This window comes from Hymenobacter sp. 15J16-1T3B (genome assembly GCF_020711235.1).
Classification (GTDB): Bacteria; Bacteroidota; Bacteroidia; order Cytophagales; family Hymenobacteraceae; genus Solirubrum.
This window is the reverse complement of the sequence record NZ_JAJFAV010000001.1, coordinates 40,224-56,408: the sequence shown is the minus strand read 5'-3', so window position 1 is coordinate 56,408 and position 16,185 is coordinate 40,224. Positions and strand designations below refer to the sequence as shown.

12 protein-coding genes are annotated in these 16,185 nt (G+C 65.5%); 10 read left to right on the top strand and 2 right to left on the bottom strand.

Annotated elements, in window-relative coordinates:
* Window positions 1-331: 331 nt before the first annotated feature.
* The 9 genes from LJ737_RS00235 to LJ737_RS00195 all read left to right on the top strand — a co-directional run bounded on the left by LJ737_RS00235 (window position 332) and on the right by LJ737_RS00195 (window position 10,971).
* Window positions 332-1,615 (top strand): MFS transporter, encoded by a 1,284-nt coding sequence (locus LJ737_RS00235; RefSeq protein ID WP_227761649.1) that lies wholly within the window; start codon window positions 332-334, stop codon window positions 1,613-1,615.
* A 138-nt stretch (window positions 1,616-1,753) separates the two neighbouring features.
* Entirely contained in the window at window positions 1,754-2,335 is a 582-nt protein-coding gene (locus tag LJ737_RS00230) for an RNA polymerase sigma-70 factor (protein WP_227761648.1), read from the top strand.
* Between the two features lie 101 nt (window positions 2,336-2,436).
* Entirely contained in the window at window positions 2,437-3,165 is a 729-nt protein-coding gene (locus LJ737_RS00225; protein WP_227761647.1) for a head GIN domain-containing protein, read from the top strand.
* 104 nt (window positions 3,166-3,269) lie between these two features.
* Window positions 3,270-4,004 (top strand): head GIN domain-containing protein, encoded by a 735-nt coding sequence (locus LJ737_RS00220; protein WP_227761646.1) that lies wholly within the window; start codon window positions 3,270-3,272, stop codon window positions 4,002-4,004.
* Between the two features lie 216 nt (window positions 4,005-4,220).
* A complete protein-coding gene (locus LJ737_RS00215) occupies window positions 4,221-6,590 on the top strand; it encodes a TonB-dependent receptor (RefSeq protein ID WP_227761645.1) in 2,370 nt (789 codons plus the stop codon).
* Entirely contained in the window at window positions 6,590-6,859 is a 270-nt protein-coding gene (locus LJ737_RS00210) for a hypothetical protein (protein ID WP_227761644.1), read from the top strand. The genes LJ737_RS00215 and LJ737_RS00210 overlap by 1 nt, the downstream gene beginning before the upstream one ends.
* Window positions 6,856-7,683 (top strand): DUF4249 domain-containing protein, encoded by an 828-nt coding sequence (locus LJ737_RS00205; RefSeq protein ID WP_227761643.1) that lies wholly within the window; start codon window positions 6,856-6,858, stop codon window positions 7,681-7,683. Before LJ737_RS00210 ends, LJ737_RS00205 begins: the two co-directional genes overlap by 4 nt.
* A gap of 142 nt (window positions 7,684-7,825) precedes the next feature.
* On the top strand, window positions 7,826-8,908 hold the full coding sequence (locus LJ737_RS00200; RefSeq protein ID WP_227761642.1) for a FecR family protein: 1,083 nt from the start codon (window positions 7,826-7,828) through the stop codon (window positions 8,906-8,908).
* A 32-nt stretch (window positions 8,909-8,940) separates the two neighbouring features.
* Entirely contained in the window at window positions 8,941-10,971 is a 2,031-nt protein-coding gene (locus tag LJ737_RS00195) for a DUF4974 domain-containing protein (RefSeq protein ID WP_227761641.1), read from the top strand.
* Window positions 10,972-11,132: 161 nt separating this feature from the next.
* Here LJ737_RS00195 and LJ737_RS00190 read toward each other — a convergent pair whose 3' ends face one another.
* Together LJ737_RS00190 and LJ737_RS00185 are read right to left on the bottom strand one after the other, a co-directional pair.
* On the bottom strand, window positions 11,133-12,533 hold the full coding sequence (locus LJ737_RS00190) for an alpha/beta hydrolase family protein (RefSeq protein WP_227761640.1): 1,401 nt from the start codon (window positions 12,531-12,533) through the stop codon (window positions 11,133-11,135).
* Window positions 12,534-12,738: 205 nt separating this feature from the next.
* On the bottom strand, window positions 12,739-14,244 hold the full coding sequence (locus tag LJ737_RS00185) for an alpha/beta hydrolase family protein (protein ID WP_227761639.1): 1,506 nt from the start codon (window positions 14,242-14,244) through the stop codon (window positions 12,739-12,741).
* 228 nt (window positions 14,245-14,472) lie between these two features.
* Here LJ737_RS00185 and yiaK point away from each other — a divergent pair, with 228 nt between their 5' ends.
* Window positions 14,473-15,453 carry a 3-dehydro-L-gulonate 2-dehydrogenase gene (gene yiaK, locus LJ737_RS00180; protein ID WP_227761638.1) on the top strand — a complete coding sequence of 327 codons (981 nt, stop codon included), beginning with the start codon at window positions 14,473-14,475 and terminating at the stop codon, window positions 15,451-15,453.
* The last annotated feature ends 732 nt before the right edge of the window (window positions 15,454-16,185 follow it).

The following is a 16,185-nucleotide window of genomic DNA, read 5'->3' as shown; positions in this document are numbered from 1 at the left end:
CAGCCAAGCAAGGGTGCAGCCTTTCCGCAGCGAACTGCGCGCAGGCTAGCAGCAGGAAAGCAAGCCAAAGAGGGAGACTTCGGCACCGGGCGAGCAGGGGCGGCCGAAGGCGGGCAACCAGCAGTAAGCGGAATCAGACGCTGAAACGGCGCCGCCGGTGGAAGAGCCGGCGCGGCGTCGGGTAAGACGGCACCGGGGCGAAGCTTAACAATGGTACGAAAAGCCGCCCCCTTTTGCAAGCGCGAGTAGCCGCCCGGGCGGAAAGGATGCGGCGGGCAAAGCTGGCGGGGCGCGGGCTACCTTTGCCGCCGATTTCCGTTTGAGGCTTCCTATGAGTATTGCCGATTCTGCGCCCCGCCACGACCCCTACGCCGCCCTGCGCCTGCCCGAATTCCGCCGACTGATCCTGGCCCGCGTCTGCTTCGTGGTGGCCACGCGCATTCAGGGGCTGGTGGTGAGCTGGCAGATCCTGCACCTGACCAACGACCCCCTGGCCCTGGGCTTTATCGGACTGGCCGAGGCGGTGCCCAGCATCGGGGTGTCGCTCTACGCCGGGCACGTGGCCGACACGGTACGGCGCAAAAACATCATCGTGGCCGCGGTGGCGGTGCTGCTGCTGTGCGCGGTGGCCCTGTGGGCGCTGGCTTCGCCCTGGGGGCTGCCCGTGCTGGCCAAAGACCGACTCTACACGCTGCCGCTGTACGGGGTCATCTTCGTCAGCGGCATTGCGCGGGGCTTTCTGGGGCCGGCGCTGTTTTCCTTTATGCCCCAGTTGCTGCCCGACCGGGAGCGGCTGGCCAACGCCATTACTTGGAACAGCACCACCTACCAAGCTTCTGCGGTGCTGGGGCCGGCCATTGGCGGCTACCTGGTGCACTACATCGACGTGGCGCCCTCGTACGGGGTGGCCGTGGGGCTGCTGCTGCTGGCCCTGCTGCAGTTTGCCAGCATTGCCGGGCGGCCGCTGCCCGAAGTGGTGGGCGAACGGCTACCGCTCAAGGAAAGCGTGCTGAGCGGGCTGCGGTTTATCTTCAGCAACCAGCTGGTGCTGGCGGCGCTGGCACTGGATATGTTTGCGGTGCTCTTCGGCGGGGCGGTGGCCTTGCTGCCGGTGTACGCGGTGAGCATTCTGAAAGTGGGCGCGGCCGGCCTCGGCGACCTGGAAGCGGCCCCGGCCGTGGGCTCGGTGCTGATGGCGGTGGCGCTGACCTACTTCCCGCTCAAAACCTACGTGGGGCGCAAGCTGCTGTGGGCCGTGGCGGGCTTCGGGCTGGCCACCATTCTGTTTGCCGTGTCCACCAACTTCGCCCTGTCGCTCTTTCTGCTGTTCATGACCGGGGTGTTCGACTCGGTATCGGTGATTGTGCGCTCCACGCTGATTCACACCTTCACGCCCGAGCACATGAAAGGGCGCGTGTCGGCGGTGAACAACATCTTTATCGGCTCGTCGAACGAAATCGGGGCGTTTGAGTCAGGGGCGGCGGCGCGGCTGATGGGCACGGTGCCCTCGGTGGTGTTCGGCGGGTGCATGACCATGCTGGTAGTGGGTATCACCACCCTGCTGGCCCCGCGCCTGCGCCGCCTGCACGACGTGAAAACCGAGGCACCGGCGTAAAATCAACCGGCCGACCGAGGGGCGGTATCACATACAATTCCTCCTTCGATAAAGCCTAGCCGAAACGCTATGTTCCGTAGCTTTGCGGGGCCCGGTAGCCGAGCTGCCGGGCCCCGCGCTGGTTATTACGCCGTTGCTATGCCCGAAGTCGACACGCTTGATGCTCTCGAAGTCCGCCTCGCGGAGCTGCAGCGCACCGGCGACGGGGAAGCGTTTATGCAGGCCCTGTTCAAGGGCTACTACCGTCCGCTGGGCAACGTGATTTACCGGGTGGTGCAAGACCGCGCCGTGGCCGAAGACCTGCTGCAAGACGTGTTTATGCGCGTCTGGCACAACCGCGAAACACTGGTCATCACTACCACTTACAAAGCCTACCTCTACCGCGCCGCCATGAACGCGGCCCTGCGCCACGCCGAGCGCCGCAAGCGGCAGGTGGGCTGGGACGAAGCCAGCTTCGTGGAGCCCGCCCGCGACACCACCGCCGAGCAGCTCGATGCCCAGGACGCGGAGCAACTGGTAGCCGTGGCCCTGGAAGCCCTACCGCCGCAGTGCCGGGCGGTGTTCCTGATGAGCCGGCAGGAAGGGTTGAGCTACCAGCAGATTGCCGAAGCCCTGGACGTGGCGCCCAAAACCGTGGAAAACCAGATGGGCAAGGCCCTGCGCATCATGCGCGACAAGCTCAGCGGGTTTCTGTCGGGGCTGCATTCCTGGCTGTTGTAGCGGGTTTTCACGCGGCGCGAAAAAAAAGTTTGGGGGCGCGTGGGGGTAGCGGCGGGCGAGCGGGTCTTATACCCAAACACGCTCCTCAACCTACTTCTGCTATGAAAACCATCCTGCTCCCCGGCCTGCTGGCCGCCACGCTCCTGCTCACCGCCTGCGACAAAGGCGAGTTCGGCCCCTGGGTAAAGGGCGTCGGTCCCGTCGAGACGGAAACGCGCGCGGTCAACTCCTTCAGCCGCCTCGAAGCCAAGGACCACATCGACGTCATCCTCAGCCAGGGCGCCGAGCCCGGCGTGCGGCTGGAGGCCCAGCGCAACATCCTCGACATCACCGAAGCCCGCCTCTACGGCAACCAGCTGGTGCTGCGCCTGACCAAGCCCACCCGCGGCAAGGACACCCAGCGCGTGCGGGCCTACGTGACCGTGCCCAGCCTCACGGAAGTGGCCGTGGGCGACCACGCCGCCGTGCGCAGCGAGGCCACCTGGGGCGCCGGCTCCTTCCGGGTGCGCGTCAAGGACCACGGCGTGGCCGAGCTGACCCTGGACCAGACCGATGAGCTGAAGGCCGACGTGAAGGACCACGGCAACATCACTCTGGCCGGCGCGGCGCAGCGCCTGGACGTTGACGCGACCGGCCACGGCCTGGTGCAAGCTTACGACCTGACGGCCCAGAACGGGGAAGCTACTGCTGACGACCACGGCTTGGCCAAGGTGCGGGTGACGGGGCAGCTGCAGGCCGAAGCCCGGGACCACGGCGCCGTGACCTACCGCGGCCGGCCCGCCGTGTCGGTGCGTACCTCGGGCCACGGCCACGTGGGCGCGGAGGACTAATTGGCCCCGAATAAAAAAAAAGTTGACACCGGCGTAGGGGTAGGCCGCCGGATGGGAGTCTTACTCTCAGAACCCCGAAAACAGACCAACTCCAAACAACTGCTATGAAAACCAACCTGCTTTCCGCCCTGCTCTTCCCGGCTCTGCTGCTCACCACTGCCTGCTCGCACGAGGGCGACTCGTTCGGCCCGCGCGTGCGCGGCGTGGGCCCGACGGAATCGGAAACGCGCACCGTCAACTCGTTTAACCGCGTGGAGCTGAAGATTGACGCCGAAGTCATCCTCACCCAGGGCCCGCAGCGCGAGGTGCGCGTGGAGGCCCAGCGCAACATCCTCGACGTGCTCGAAACCGAGCTGAGCGGCGACGAACTGCAAATCGAGTACGGCCACGCCCGCGTGGTGGGCCACGACCCGGTGAAGGTGTACATCACCGCGCCTTCCTTGTCCGAAGTCGAGGTATCGGGCTCGGGCAAGCTGCGCACGGCCACGCCCTGGTCGGCCAGCTCCTTTAAAGTGGGCGTGTCCGGTTCGGGCGACGCCGACGTGGAGCTGAGTGGCGTCGACGGGCTGCGCACCGCCATTTCGGGCTCGGGCGAAGTCACGCTGCGCGGCACGGCGGCCACCAACAACCTCAACATCTCCGGCTCGGGCAAGGTCTCGGCCTACGACCTGAGCACCCAGGACACCTACGCCAGCATCTCGGGCTCGGGCAAGGCTTACGTCCGGGCTTCCCGCACGCTCTCGGCCGAAATCAGCGGCTCGGGCACGGTGTACTACCGCGGCACGCCCACCGTCACGACGCGTATTTCCGGCTCGGGTAAAGTATTGACGGGCAATTAGCGTCAGCTCTCATGCCAAGCCCAGCGAGACGTCCGGGAACGGTTAGGGGATGATCCTGACCCAGACCCCCGCTGGGCTCGGCGCGCCGGGCTAACGAAAGCGTAACGCGCCCCTGACCAACCATCCTGCCGCATTCCGCCCCTCTTATTCCAACCACCGTCCGCTGGCTGCCGGTTTCTGCTCGTCGGCTGCCTGCGGACTGCTCTGAAAACAAACATGAAAAACTCTACCTCCTGGGCGCTGACGGCCGGCTTGCTGCTGGCCGCCGGCCCCGCCTGGAGCCAAACCACGCCCGCCGCTCAGGCCGTGCTTAGCGGCACCCTGCGCGACGCGGCCACCGGCGAAGCCCTCGTGGGCGCCAGCGTGTTCGTGAAAGCCCTCGGCCAGGGCACCAGCACCGACGAAAACGGCGCTTACCGCCTGGTGCTGCCCAAGGGCACCCACGTCGTCACTTACCAGATTCTGGGCTTCGAGCCCCAACAGGTGACGCTCACCCTCGACGGGGACATGACGCGCTCCGTCAAGCTCGGCGCCCAGCGCCAGCAAACCAAGGAAGTGGTGGTGACGGGCCTGCGGGCCGAAGACAACGTGAAAAAGCCCGAAATGAGCGTCAACCGCCTCGACATGAAGACGGTCAAGCTCATGCCGGCCCTGCTCGGCGAGGTCGACGTGGTGCGCAGCATTCAGCTGCTGCCCGGCGTGACGACGGTGGGGGAGGGCGCCTCGGGCTTCAACGTGCGCGGCGGCGGCATCGACCAGAACCTGATTCTGATGGACGAAATGCCGGTCTACAACGTGTCGCACCTGTTCGGCTTCTTCTCGGCCTTCAACCCCGACGCGGTGCAGGACATGACGCTCTACAAAGGCGCTATTCCGGCCCGCTACGGCGGCCGCCTTTCCTCCCTGCTCGACGTGAAGATGCGCGACGGGCGCCAGGCCGAGCGGCTGACCGTGAACGGCGGCGTGGGCCTGATTTCCTCGCGCCTGGCGGTGGAAGCCCCGCTCATCAAGGACCGCACCTCGATTTCGCTGGCCGGCCGCCGCTCCTACGGCGACCTGTTCCTGAAGCTCATTCCCGAGCAGCGGAAAAACCAGGCCTACTTCTACGACCTGAATCTGAAGGTCAACCACCGCATCAGCGCCAAAGATCAGCTGACGTTGACTGGCTACCGCGGCCGCGACGTGTTCAACTTCGCCGACGTGTTCAAAAACGACTGGGGCAACATGGGCGCTTCGGCCCGCTGGACGCACCAGTTCAGCCCGCGGCTGTTCGGCTCGGCCTCGGCCGTGGTGGCCCAGTACGACTACGGCCTCGGCGTGCCCAACGGCACCCAGGCCTTCGAGTGGACCTCGAAAATCCGCAACTACACCGGCAAGGCTGATTTCAGCTACCAACTTGGGGAAAACAACACGCTCAGCGCCGGCTTTAGCGGCACGCGCTACGAGTTTGAGCCCGCCACGGTGAAGTCACTGAGCGCCGAATCCATCTTCCGCGGGCTGAAAGTGGACGACCAGCAGGCCGGCGAGTACGCCGCCTACCTCGACAACGAGCAGACTTTGGGCCCGCGCCTGCAGCTGCAGTACGGCCTGCGCCTCTCGGTTTTCGACTTCCTAGGCTCGGGCACCGCCATTTCCGACTACGTGGGCGAAACCGGCCAGCGCAAAACGGCCACCAATACTCGCGTCTACAAGAACGGGGAGCTAATCAAGCGCTACGCCAACCTGGAGCCCCGCGCCTCGCTGCGCTACACGCTGGACCTCAACAGCTCGCTGAAAGCCAGCTACACCCGCACGGCCCAGTACGTGCACCTGATTTCCAACACCACCGCCGCCTCGCCGCTGGACGTGTGGAGCCCGAGCACCAACAACATCAAGCCCGAGCGCGGCAACCAGGTGGCGCTGGGCTACTTCCGCAACTTCCAGGACAACGCCTACGAGGCCTCGGTGGAAGTATTCGGCAAGACCATGGACAACCAGGTCGACTACGTGAACGGGGCCAACACCCTGCTCAACAAAGACCTAGAAGGCGAGCTGCTCTACGGGCAGGGCCGGGCCTACGGCGCGGAGTTCTTCGTGAAGAAAAGCCAGGGCAAGCTCTCGGGCTGGGTGAGCTACACCCTGAGCCGCTCAGAGCGGCAAATCGACGGCATCAACCGCGACAAGTGGTACCCCAATAAGTACGACAAGACGCACAGTCTGAACGTGGTGGGCATGTACCAGCTCGGCCCGCGGCTGACGGCTTCGGCCTCCTTCGCCTACGGCACCGGCGTGGCCACCACCTTCCCCAACGGCCGCTTCGTGTACGAGGGCCTAGTGGTGCCGGTGGTCAGCGGCGACGCGCGCAACAACTACCGCGTGCCCGCCTACCACCGCCTCGACCTCGGCGCCACGCTGAAGAACCGCCCGAAGCCCGACCGGCGCTGGCAGAGCGAGTGGGTGTTTTCGGTGTACAACGCCTACTCGCGCCGCAACCCCTACGGCATCTACTTCCGCCAGAACGAGGACAACCCGCGCAAAACCGAAGCCGTGCGCCTAGCCGTGTTCGGCTCGGTCATTCCCTCGGTCAGCTACAACTTCAACTTCTGATGGTCCGCCTCGCTACCACTCGTCTTGCGGCCGCCGAGCCGCAACCCGGCCTGCCCGTGTGCCAGATGGAAACCTACTATCCCACCACGGATACGCAGGTCCACATCACTGCCACCACCGTGGGCCTGGCGCTGTTCTACGAAGCCGGCGGCCAGATCCAGCCGGAGCAGGTGCGCTTCGCCTTCGCCGAAGGCGCCACCCCCGGCCGCCGCTTGTTGACCATCGAAATCGAATATTCTCCCGAACCGTCCTGCCTACCTGAGCTATGAAACGCTACTCCTTTTTCCTGACCTTGCTGGCGGCCGGCCTCGGCCTGCTCAGCAGCTGCACCGACGTGGTCGACGTGGACCTGCCCGACCCCGAGCCCCAGCTGGCCGTGGAGGGCAACATCACCGACCAGCCGGGCCCCTACACCATCCGCCTGACCAAGACCGGGCCTTACTTCAAGGACCAGGAGCTGCCCGCCGTGCGCGGCGCCGAGCTGGTGCTCAGCGACAACGAGGGCGTGACCGAAACCCTGCAGGAAACCGCACCCGGCGTGTACCAGACCCGCCAGATCCAGGGCAAAATCGGCAACCACTACGTGCTCAGCATCAAGGCCGAGGGCCAGCAGTACCGCGCCGCTACCGAAATCAAGCGTGTGCCCGGCATCGACGGGCTCACGCAGGAGTTTAAGCGCAACGAGCCCGGCTGGGACGACGGCATCTACGCCTTTTACAACGGCCCCGAGCTGCCCGGCGTGGGCGACTACTACCGCTTCAAGATCTGGTTGAACGGCGAGCTGCAAAACGACCCCGACGACTTGGTGGTGCGCGACGACGCCTTGGTCGACGGCCGCTACATCGGCGGCATCGAGCTGAACAGCGACCCGCTGCAGCCCGGCGACAGCGTGCGCGTGCAGCTGCTCTCGCTCCCGCAGGACTACTATTACTTCCTCAACGAGATGTTCACCCAAATCAACAACGTGGGCCTGTTCTCTTCGCCGCCGGCCAACGTGCGCTCCAACGTGGTCAACGTCGACCCCAACGGGCCCCGCGCCGTGGGCTACTTCGCCGGCACCGCCGTGCGCTCGGCCCACCTGACGATTCAGTAGGTCCCTCGCGCCGCGCCGGCTGCGCGGGCCGCGCGTCGGTACCGGCCGACCACGGCTCCGCGGCAGCCGCGCGGCGCGAACCAGCTGGCCACCGTGCGCTACATCCGCCGAAATTCCGCAAATTCACCGCTCAACTGTCCCCATGCTCCACCTCTACCCCGATACCGACGCCCCCTGGGAGTTGCTGGCCAAGCACCTCGCGGGCGAAGCATCGGCGGCGGAACAGGCGGAGCTGCACCAGTGGCTCACCGCCACGCCCAGCCGCCTGCGCCTGCTCACCGACGCGACGCGGGCCTGGGAGCGGGGCGGCAGCGTGGCCGAGGTCTTCACCGAGGCCGACGTGGAGCCGGCCTGGCAGCGCTTCAGCGCCGCGGCGGGCCTGCAGCCTACCGGCGGCACGGCCCCCGCGCCGCCCGCCCCGGCCGAAACCGGCCGCGTGGTGGCCATGTGGAGCCAGCCGCAGACCTGGATGCGGGTGGCGGCGGCCGTGCTGCTGCTCGTGGGCTTCTGGGCCTTGGCGCGCACCTTCCTCTGGAAATCGAATGCAGCCCAGGCCGTGACCGTGGCCGCCGGCCCCCAGCGCCAGCTGGCTACCCTGCCCGACGGCAGCCGGGTGTGGGTCAACAAGAACTCGACCCTGAGCTACGCCGCCGACTTCAACCAGACCAGCCGGGTGGTGCAGCTGCGCGGCGAGGCCTTTTTTGAGGTGAAGAAAGACCACGGCCGCCCCTTTACGGTGCTGGCCGGTGACACCCGCACCCGGGTGCTCGGCACTTCCTTCAATGTGCGCGCCTACGCCACCGAGGATTCGGTGGAGGTGTCGGTGGTGACGGGCCGCGTGGCCTTTGCTCCCGACCGCCAGAAGCTTACCGTGCAGGATTCCGTGCTGCTCACGCCCGGCTTGCGCGGCGTCATTCGTCGCGCCGCGCCCGCCGTGGCCGTGCAGGGCCGCATCACCGACCCGAACTTCCGCGCCTGGCAGCAAGACGAGCTGGTGTTCGACAACCAGTCGCTGGGCCAGGTGGCTAGTACGCTCACGCGCTACTACGGCACGCCGGTGGCCCTGAGCCGCCCCGAGCTGGCCAACTGCCGCTTTACCGGCACCTTCCACCAGGCCGAGCTGCCGCAGGTGCTGCGCGTGCTCAGCCTCTCGGCCAACCTGTCGGTGACGCAGTCGGGCCAGGGCGGCTACACCCTCGACGGACCGGGCTGCCCCAGCCTGTAACCCATACCTTTTCATTTTTTCCTTTGCCCGCTATGCGCAACCGCATATGCCTGGCCGCCGCCGTGCTGTGCGCACTGGCCGGCGCGCCCGCCGCCGCCCAGGTGCGCACCGGTTCGGTGCTGGACCGCCGGGTGACGGTGACCTTCAACCAAGCGCCGCTGGAATCGGTGCTGCGCACCTTGCGGCGCCAGTACGGCGTGCGCATTTCCTACAGCAACACGGCCCTGAACCTGCGCCAGCCCGTCACGCTCAACGCGCAGAACCAGCCCCTGCGCACGGTGCTGAGCGAGGTGCTGGAAGGCAAGAACATCGGCTACGAGCTGGTGGGCGACCAACTGGTGTTGCACCCCGCCCCGCCCAAACCGGCCGCCGCGAAGGCCGCTACCTCCGCCGCGGTGCCTGCCGCCACCACGACCACTGTGAGCCGCGCCGCCGTCGACAAAGCCCTGGACAGCCCGGCCGCTACGGAACCCAAAGAGTCCGAAGCGCGCACCGCCACTCCAGCCGAGCCGGCGAAGCCAACGCCGGCCAGTGCCGTGCCCGCCAAGGCGAAACCGGCGGTGCCGACGAAGAAAACCCCGGTAAAGCCCGCCTCCGGCACCGCCGCCAAGGGTAGCACCTCCGGCCGCGCCGCTTCCCCGACGTCCGCTAGCGGCAAGGCTACGGCGAAGCAAGCGGGCGCTGCCGGCAAGGCTGCCGCCCCCAAGGCTGCGGGCGGGCCGGCCGCTGAACCTACCACGGTAGCCAGTACGGCCGCCGAAACGCCAGCTACTGCAACGCCCGCTGGCCAAGCCGCTGCGGCCGCAGCAACGCCGGTTGCCGGGCCCCCCGCGGCCGGGCCCGCCGTGGCCGCCGCTGATTCGGCGGCAGCTGTCCCCGAAACACCCGCCGAGGCCGAGCGACCTACCTTCACCAAACCCGCGCAGATTTCCTTTCTCGGCCCGCTGGGCTCCAACGGCCTGCGCAGCGGGCAGACGGTTAACAACGTTTCCATCAACGTGCTGGGCGGCTACGCAGCGGGCGTGGACGGCTTTGAAGCGGCCGGTTTGGTCAACGTGGACCGCGACACGGTGGCGGGCTTGCAAGTGGCGGGCTTGGCTAACGTCGTCGGCCGCCACCTCGACGGCGTGCAGGCCGCGGGCCTGGCCAACGTGCTCGGCGGCCCGGGGCGCGGCTGGCAGGCGGCGGGCTTGCTGAACCTAGCCACCCGCCCTGTGGCCGGGGCTCAAACGGCCGGCCTCTTCAATTTCGCCGGCCCGCGCAAACGTCCGGCCGAGCCCGAGCTGACCGCCAGTACCGCTGCCTCAGGCACCACGGCCAGCGGCAGCCTCGACGACGCAACGACGGCCCCCAGGGACATGGCGGTGCAGGCTGCCGGCCTCTTTAACGTGGCGCTGACGGAAATACGCGGCGGGCAGGCCGCAGGCCTCTTCAATGTGGCCAAGGAAGCCAATGGGCTACAGGCCGCCGGGCTGTTCAACGTGGCCGGTACGGTGCACGGCGTGCAGCTGGCCGGGCTGGTGAACTTCGCCGACTCGGTGCAGGGCGTGAGCCTGGCGCCCTTCAATTTCGTGGTGCACGGCTACCACCGCCTCGAGCTCACCAATTCGGATGCCTGGCCCGTCACGGCTACGCTCAAGCTCGGCGGCTCCCCCGCGTTCTACACCTTCTTCACCGGAGCCTACAAAGGCTTCGGCAGCGACCCGCGCCGCTGGGCCTTGGGCTACGGCGTGGGCACCGAGGCGTGGGCCCGCCGCCGTTTCAGCCTGAGCCTCGACGCGGCAGCCATGCACGTCAACGAGGAGCAGCGCGGCCTCACCCGCGACCTGAACCTGCACAACCAGCTGCGCCTGCTCGTCGGCTTCGCGCCCTTCAAAGCCCGGCCCCACCTGCGGCTCATTGCCGGGCCCACGTTCAACGTGCTCGTTACCCAACGCTACGACAGCGACCGGGGCAAGGTGTACTCCAACATCAGCCAGGGCCGTAAAACGGTATTCGACGAAGGCAACGCCCGGACGCGGGTTCTGGGCTGGTACTGCTACAGCGTGGGGCTGCGGTTCTGAGCAGCTAGCTACATGACTTTGCCAGACACCGGCGTGGCCGTTATCGGTCAATGCCGGGCCACTGGTCTTACTGCCGGCTCATGCTTCCTCTCACCGGGCTGGCCTACCAACGCCGCGCCCCGCTTCTGGTCAGAGGCGGGGCGCGGCGTTGGTGTGGTTGATTATTTCTTCACGTGCCGGGCCAGCCAGTCGCCGATGACGGCCAGGGCCGTGGGGGAGAAAGTTTCCTCAATGCGGCCGTATTCGTCGGTGAGGCCGGTATTGGCCGTCTGGAACAGGTGGTTGAGGCCGGGCAGCTCCTGCGCGGTGACGTCGGAGTTGCCGCCGCTGCGCACGCCTTTTTCCCAGGCCGCGAGGTTGGGGCCAGCCGCCACCTGCAGGTCCTTGCTGCCGCCCAGGGCCAGCACCGGCACTTTCACCTTGGGCAGCAGCGGTTCGGGGTTGAAGGCCAGCAGCTGCCGGTACCAGGCCGTGGTCAGCGTGGCGGCCTGCTGCTGGGCCTGGGCGGCGTTCATGCCGATTTCGGTTAGCAGCTTTACCACCTGTGCCTGGGCCTGCTGGTTGTCGGGCGTCTGCAGCACCGTCAGGTAAATCTGCTGGTTCAGCGCTCGGGTGGCCGTGAGCTGCTCGGCCGACATGCCGCTGGCCCGGCCCAGGTCCTCGCCCTGGCGCACCATCGTTTCCACGCCGCGCAGGGCCGGGCCGGCCAGCGACACCAGAAACGCGGGCGGAGTCGGCTGTGTGGCGGCCAGCAGCCCGATCATGGCACCCTCGCTGTGCCCGATCAGGCCCACCTTGCCCGCTTGCACGTCGGGGCGCTGGCGCAGGTAGGCCAGGGCGGCCTGCGCGTCGGTCACGCCGTCGGCGGTGGTGTAGGCGGCCCGGTCGCCGGTCGATTGGCCCACGCCGCGGTCGTCGTAACGCAGCACCACGAAGCCGCGTCGCGAGAGGTAGTCGGCCAGCACGCGGAAGGGGCGGTGGCCGAAGATAGTTTCGTCGCGGTCTTGCGGGCCCGAGCCGGTGACGAGCACCACGGCCGGGAAGGGGCCTTTGCCGGCGGGGACCGTCACTGTGCCGGCCAGCTGCACCTTGGCGCCGGTGTTGGCGAAGGTTACGTCTTCGGCCCGGTACGGAAACGGCGCTTTGGGCTCCTGCGGGCGGCGCACGGCCGGCGCCGTACTGCCGGCTGCGCCTTGCCGCTTCAGCGTGAGCGGGGCCGCGCGGCCGCCTTGCTGCCAGCTCGCGTTAATTTGTTGCCCGTCGGCCGACACGCGCCCGGCCAGCACGGCCGCGGGCGCGGTCAGGCGCAGTACCACGCTGTCGGCGCGCACCGTGACGCTGGCAATGGGCAAGCCGTAGGCCTGCTGCTTGGGGCTGTCGAGGGTGCCGGTGTAGCGGCCGTCGGGCAGCTGCTGCAGGTGCACCACCAGCGGGATGTCGGTGCCACCCGCGCTGAGGCTGCCCTGCCAGTCGCCTGCCAAACTGAGGGACGGGGCCGCGGGGGCCAGCGTGGATAGCCCAGTGCTGAGCAGCAGCAGGCACAAACGGGTGAGCAGACGCATGGCAGTCATGAGTGGTTTGATTAAGTATTTAGGCAAATGTCTAATTATTCTCTTTGCCTCAGCTATCAGGCGGAGAAAAATTATCAGCAAGAGGTTGCAGGCCGCCCGTGTACGAACATGCGGGTGGCACGGAACGGCTCGGCGCCATTCGGTTTCCGGGTAAGGCCGGCCCGATTCGAGGCCCGGCGCAAAACAAACGAGCCGCCTAGCGGGCGGCTCGTTGTTCTTGGGTGGCGACGCCCCCGGTGGATTTCGTGGCGCCGCGTAGGCGGGGTTTGGCCAGCACCGGCGCTTTGGCGGCCGGCGCGGGCAAGGTGGTGCTGTTTTGCGCCACCCAGCCATGAATCAGGGCCAGGGCCTTGGGCGAGAAAGTCGGTTGTACCTGCCCGTTGACCATGGGCCAATCGGTGGCGGCGGCCTGGAACCAGTGGTTGACGCCGGTGAGCTTGTAAGTTTGCACCTTGCGGTTGCCGCTGGCTTTGAGGCCTTTCTGCAGGGTGGGTAGGTTCTTAGTGGCCGGTACCAGTAGGTCGGCGGCGCCGTTCAGGGCCAGCACCGGGCACTTCACCTGCCCCAGCTTGGCCTGCGGGTCGAAGTCGATGAAATAACGGTACCAGGGCGAAGTGAGCTGGTGGGCACGGGCTTGCACCATGGTAAAGTCGATGTCGGCGTTGGACATGCGCAGCATGGTCGCGACTTTGGCGCGGGCCAGGTCGTTGTTGGGCGTCTGGCGGATGATGTTGAGCATTTGCTCGTGCAGCTGCAGGGCCGAGGTTACCTGCTGGGTATTGGCCCCGATCAGGCGCATGATTTCCACCTGCTGCCGCTTGAGCACCTCCGGCCCCGACAGCCCGTAGCCCGCCAACGACACCACGAAATCAGGAGCGTTGCGGTCGGCGGCGGCGAGCAGGGCCACGTTGGCGCCTTCACCGTGGCCCACCATGCCCACCTGAGTTTTGTTCACCTTGTAATGCGCCCGCAGAAAGCCCATGGCTGCCTGCGCGTCCGACACGAGGTCGGCGGTAGTGGCTTTCTGGTAGCTGCCCGTGGATTTGCCCACGCCGCGGTCGTCGTAGCGGAGCACGGCCACACCGCGGCGGGTGAGGTAGTCGGCCAGGATATTGAACATGCGGTAGTTGTCCACCACCACGTTGCGGTCCTGCGGCCCCGAATCCGAAATCAGCACCACGGCCGGGAAGGGGCCCTTGCCCTGGGGCATGGTGAGCGTGCCCGTGAGGCGCAGCTTGGCTACTTTGTTGGGCACCACCACTTCTTCCTCGCGGTAGGGCAGGGCCGGCTTGAACGTGGCCGCGTTGATAACCGAGCCGGTGGTGCGCTCCAGCACCAGCGGGCCGGTCAGGGCCGGCTGCGTCCAGGTGCCGCTGATGTGCTTGCCGTCGGCGGCCAATATGCCCACGTACTTGCTGCCGGCCTCCTCGATGCGCATGGTTACGTCCGTGCCCTTGAGCTCAGCTTTCACCGGCATGCGGCTGATTTTTTGCTTGGGCACGTCCAGGGTGGCGTAGAGCGTGCCGTTGCTGAGCGGCACGATGGTGATGACCATTTCCCAAGCGCCGCCCGGCACCTTCAGAGAACCGCGCCACTGCCCGCCCAGGGGAGAATCGGCGCTGGGCTTAGGGCCGGCGAATAAGCCTATAGGCAACAGCAACAACAGCGAAAAGAGCTGGAAATGACGTAAAAAAATCCTCATAAAGTGAAAAAAGAAACCGACGAGGTGGAAAAATGGCGGTGCCCTATTCCGGCAAAATACCAAAATTAAGCAATGTCAGCCATGCCCTTACGCCTGACCAGAAAGAAAGTTGACGCAAGCCGCAACGAAGCCCGTAAAGCCACATGGCGCGATGCCACCTTGCCAACGCCGGGCTAGCTTGCCTGCCCGATGGCGGCGTAGTTTTCCCGCTGCCCAACCACTACCGTCATGAGCCTCCGAGTGCCTTACCCCCAAGTGCAGCATGAGCTAAAGCGCGTGCTGCTCACTCTCGGCTTTGCCGACGCCAAAGCCGAGCACTGCGCCACCATCTTCGCGCAGAACAGCCGCGACGGGGTGTATACCCACGGCCTAAACCGCTTTCCGGCCTTCGTGGAAGCCGTACGCCAGGGCCGCGTCGACCCGACGGCCGAGCCGGAATGCGTAGAGCGCACCGGCGGGCTGGAACGCTGGGACGGCCACCTCGCGCCCGGGGTGTACAGCGCCTGGCAGTGCATGGCCCGCGCCGTTGAGCTGGCCAAGGAACACGGCGTGGGCTGCGTGGCCCTCGGCAACACCAACCACTGGATGCGGGGCGGCACCTACGGCTGGCAAGCCGCCGACGCGGGCTGCATCGGCATCTGCTTCACCAACACCATTGCCAATGTCACGCCCTGGGGTGGCCGCGAGGCGCGCCTGGGCAACAACCCGCTCGTCGTTGCTGTGCCCCGCGGCCCCGAGCCGCCGGTGGTGCTCGACATGGCCCTTTCGCAGTACTCTTACGGCAAGCTCAGCACCCACGCCGCCCAGGGCGACACCCTGCTCGTGCCTGGCGGCTACGACCAGCAGGGCCAGCTCACCACCGATCCGCAGGCCATTCTGGCCTCGCAGCGCGGCTTGCCCATCGGCTTCTGGAAAGGCTCGGGCCTGGCGCTGGTGCTTGACGTGTTGCTGGTGGCGCTGACGGGTGGCCGCTCCACCGCCGCCATCAGCCGAAGCGGCGAAGAGTACGGCATCACGCAGTGCTTCATCGCCCTGCACCGCCCCGATATGCACGCCGCCCTTATTGACGACATTATCCGCTACACCAAAGAGGGCCACGAAGACCAGGTACGCTACCCCGGCGAGCAGTCCTGGGCCACGCGGCAGGAGAATTTGCGACTTGGCATTCCGGTGCGGGAAGATATTTGGGAGCGGGTGCGGGGGATGTAATATGTAGTGGTGTATTTATTTAATAAATTGATTTTGTTTAGGGTGATAATACAGTACTTTGGTAATGCATATGGTTGCTATGTGGATGGATAATAGAAGTAATTTACAAAAAAAGTAACAAATATTGGTTGCTGGATATAATAAGGCGTGTCGCTTAATCGTGGATAAGAGCGTGTTTGGAATTTTAAGCTTGGGTCATGCTGAGCTTGTCGAAGCATCTTTACCGCTCCTCCTGAACCTGCTCAACGAAGCAGTAAAGATGCTTCGACAAGCTCAGCATGACATTCTGGGATATTTTCAGCAAAATCCAAACACGCTCTAAGAGGTAGGTTGTTTTTATTAATAATTGGTTGATTGATGGAATTATAATAGTTAGATAGATATGACGCTGGATAAATATTTCTATTTTTTAACTAGTATAAAGGAACTGATGAATACAGCTGATACTATAATTCCTAAAATGAATAGCAATGCGAATCCGGTGAGGCTGATATTCCGCATAATTCTCCATTTCTCTCTTCGTTTCTGGTTGGGAAATTCAAATGCCCAGGCAGAATAGAACATTGCTTGCGCAGCCCATCCCACTATTGCGCAGATAATTGATGTTGATAATAGTATCAAGCAACTATAATATAGATTCGCTTGATGGTCATCCATTGTTCCTTTATTGTATTCAAAAACAAATAGAGCAAGCGCCGCCAACACCGCTGTTGAAAGTGATAAGCCTAGCTT

Coding starts and splice junctions, on each gene's coding strand:
- LJ737_RS00235 (WP_227761649.1), top strand. CDS start 332: ATGAGTATTGCCGATTCTGCGCCCCGCCACGACCCCTACGCCGCCCTG.
- LJ737_RS00230 (WP_227761648.1), top strand. CDS start 1,754: ATGCCCGAAGTCGACACGCTTGATGCTCTCGAAGTCCGCCTCGCGGAG.
- LJ737_RS00225 (WP_227761647.1), top strand. CDS start 2,437: ATGAAAACCATCCTGCTCCCCGGCCTGCTGGCCGCCACGCTCCTGCTC.
- LJ737_RS00220 (WP_227761646.1), top strand. CDS start 3,270: ATGAAAACCAACCTGCTTTCCGCCCTGCTCTTCCCGGCTCTGCTGCTC.
- LJ737_RS00215 (WP_227761645.1), top strand. CDS start 4,221: ATGAAAAACTCTACCTCCTGGGCGCTGACGGCCGGCTTGCTGCTGGCC.
- LJ737_RS00210 (WP_227761644.1), top strand. CDS start 6,590: ATGGTCCGCCTCGCTACCACTCGTCTTGCGGCCGCCGAGCCGCAACCC.
- LJ737_RS00205 (WP_227761643.1), top strand. CDS start 6,856: ATGAAACGCTACTCCTTTTTCCTGACCTTGCTGGCGGCCGGCCTCGGC.
- LJ737_RS00200 (WP_227761642.1), top strand. CDS start 7,826: ATGCTCCACCTCTACCCCGATACCGACGCCCCCTGGGAGTTGCTGGCC.
- LJ737_RS00195 (WP_227761641.1), top strand. CDS start 8,941: ATGCGCAACCGCATATGCCTGGCCGCCGCCGTGCTGTGCGCACTGGCC.
- LJ737_RS00190 (WP_227761640.1), bottom strand. CDS start 12,533: ATGCGTCTGCTCACCCGTTTGTGCCTGCTGCTGCTCAGCACTGGGCTA.
- LJ737_RS00185 (WP_227761639.1), bottom strand. CDS start 14,244: ATGAGGATTTTTTTACGTCATTTCCAGCTCTTTTCGCTGTTGTTGCTG.
- yiaK (WP_227761638.1), top strand. CDS start 14,473: ATGAGCCTCCGAGTGCCTTACCCCCAAGTGCAGCATGAGCTAAAGCGC.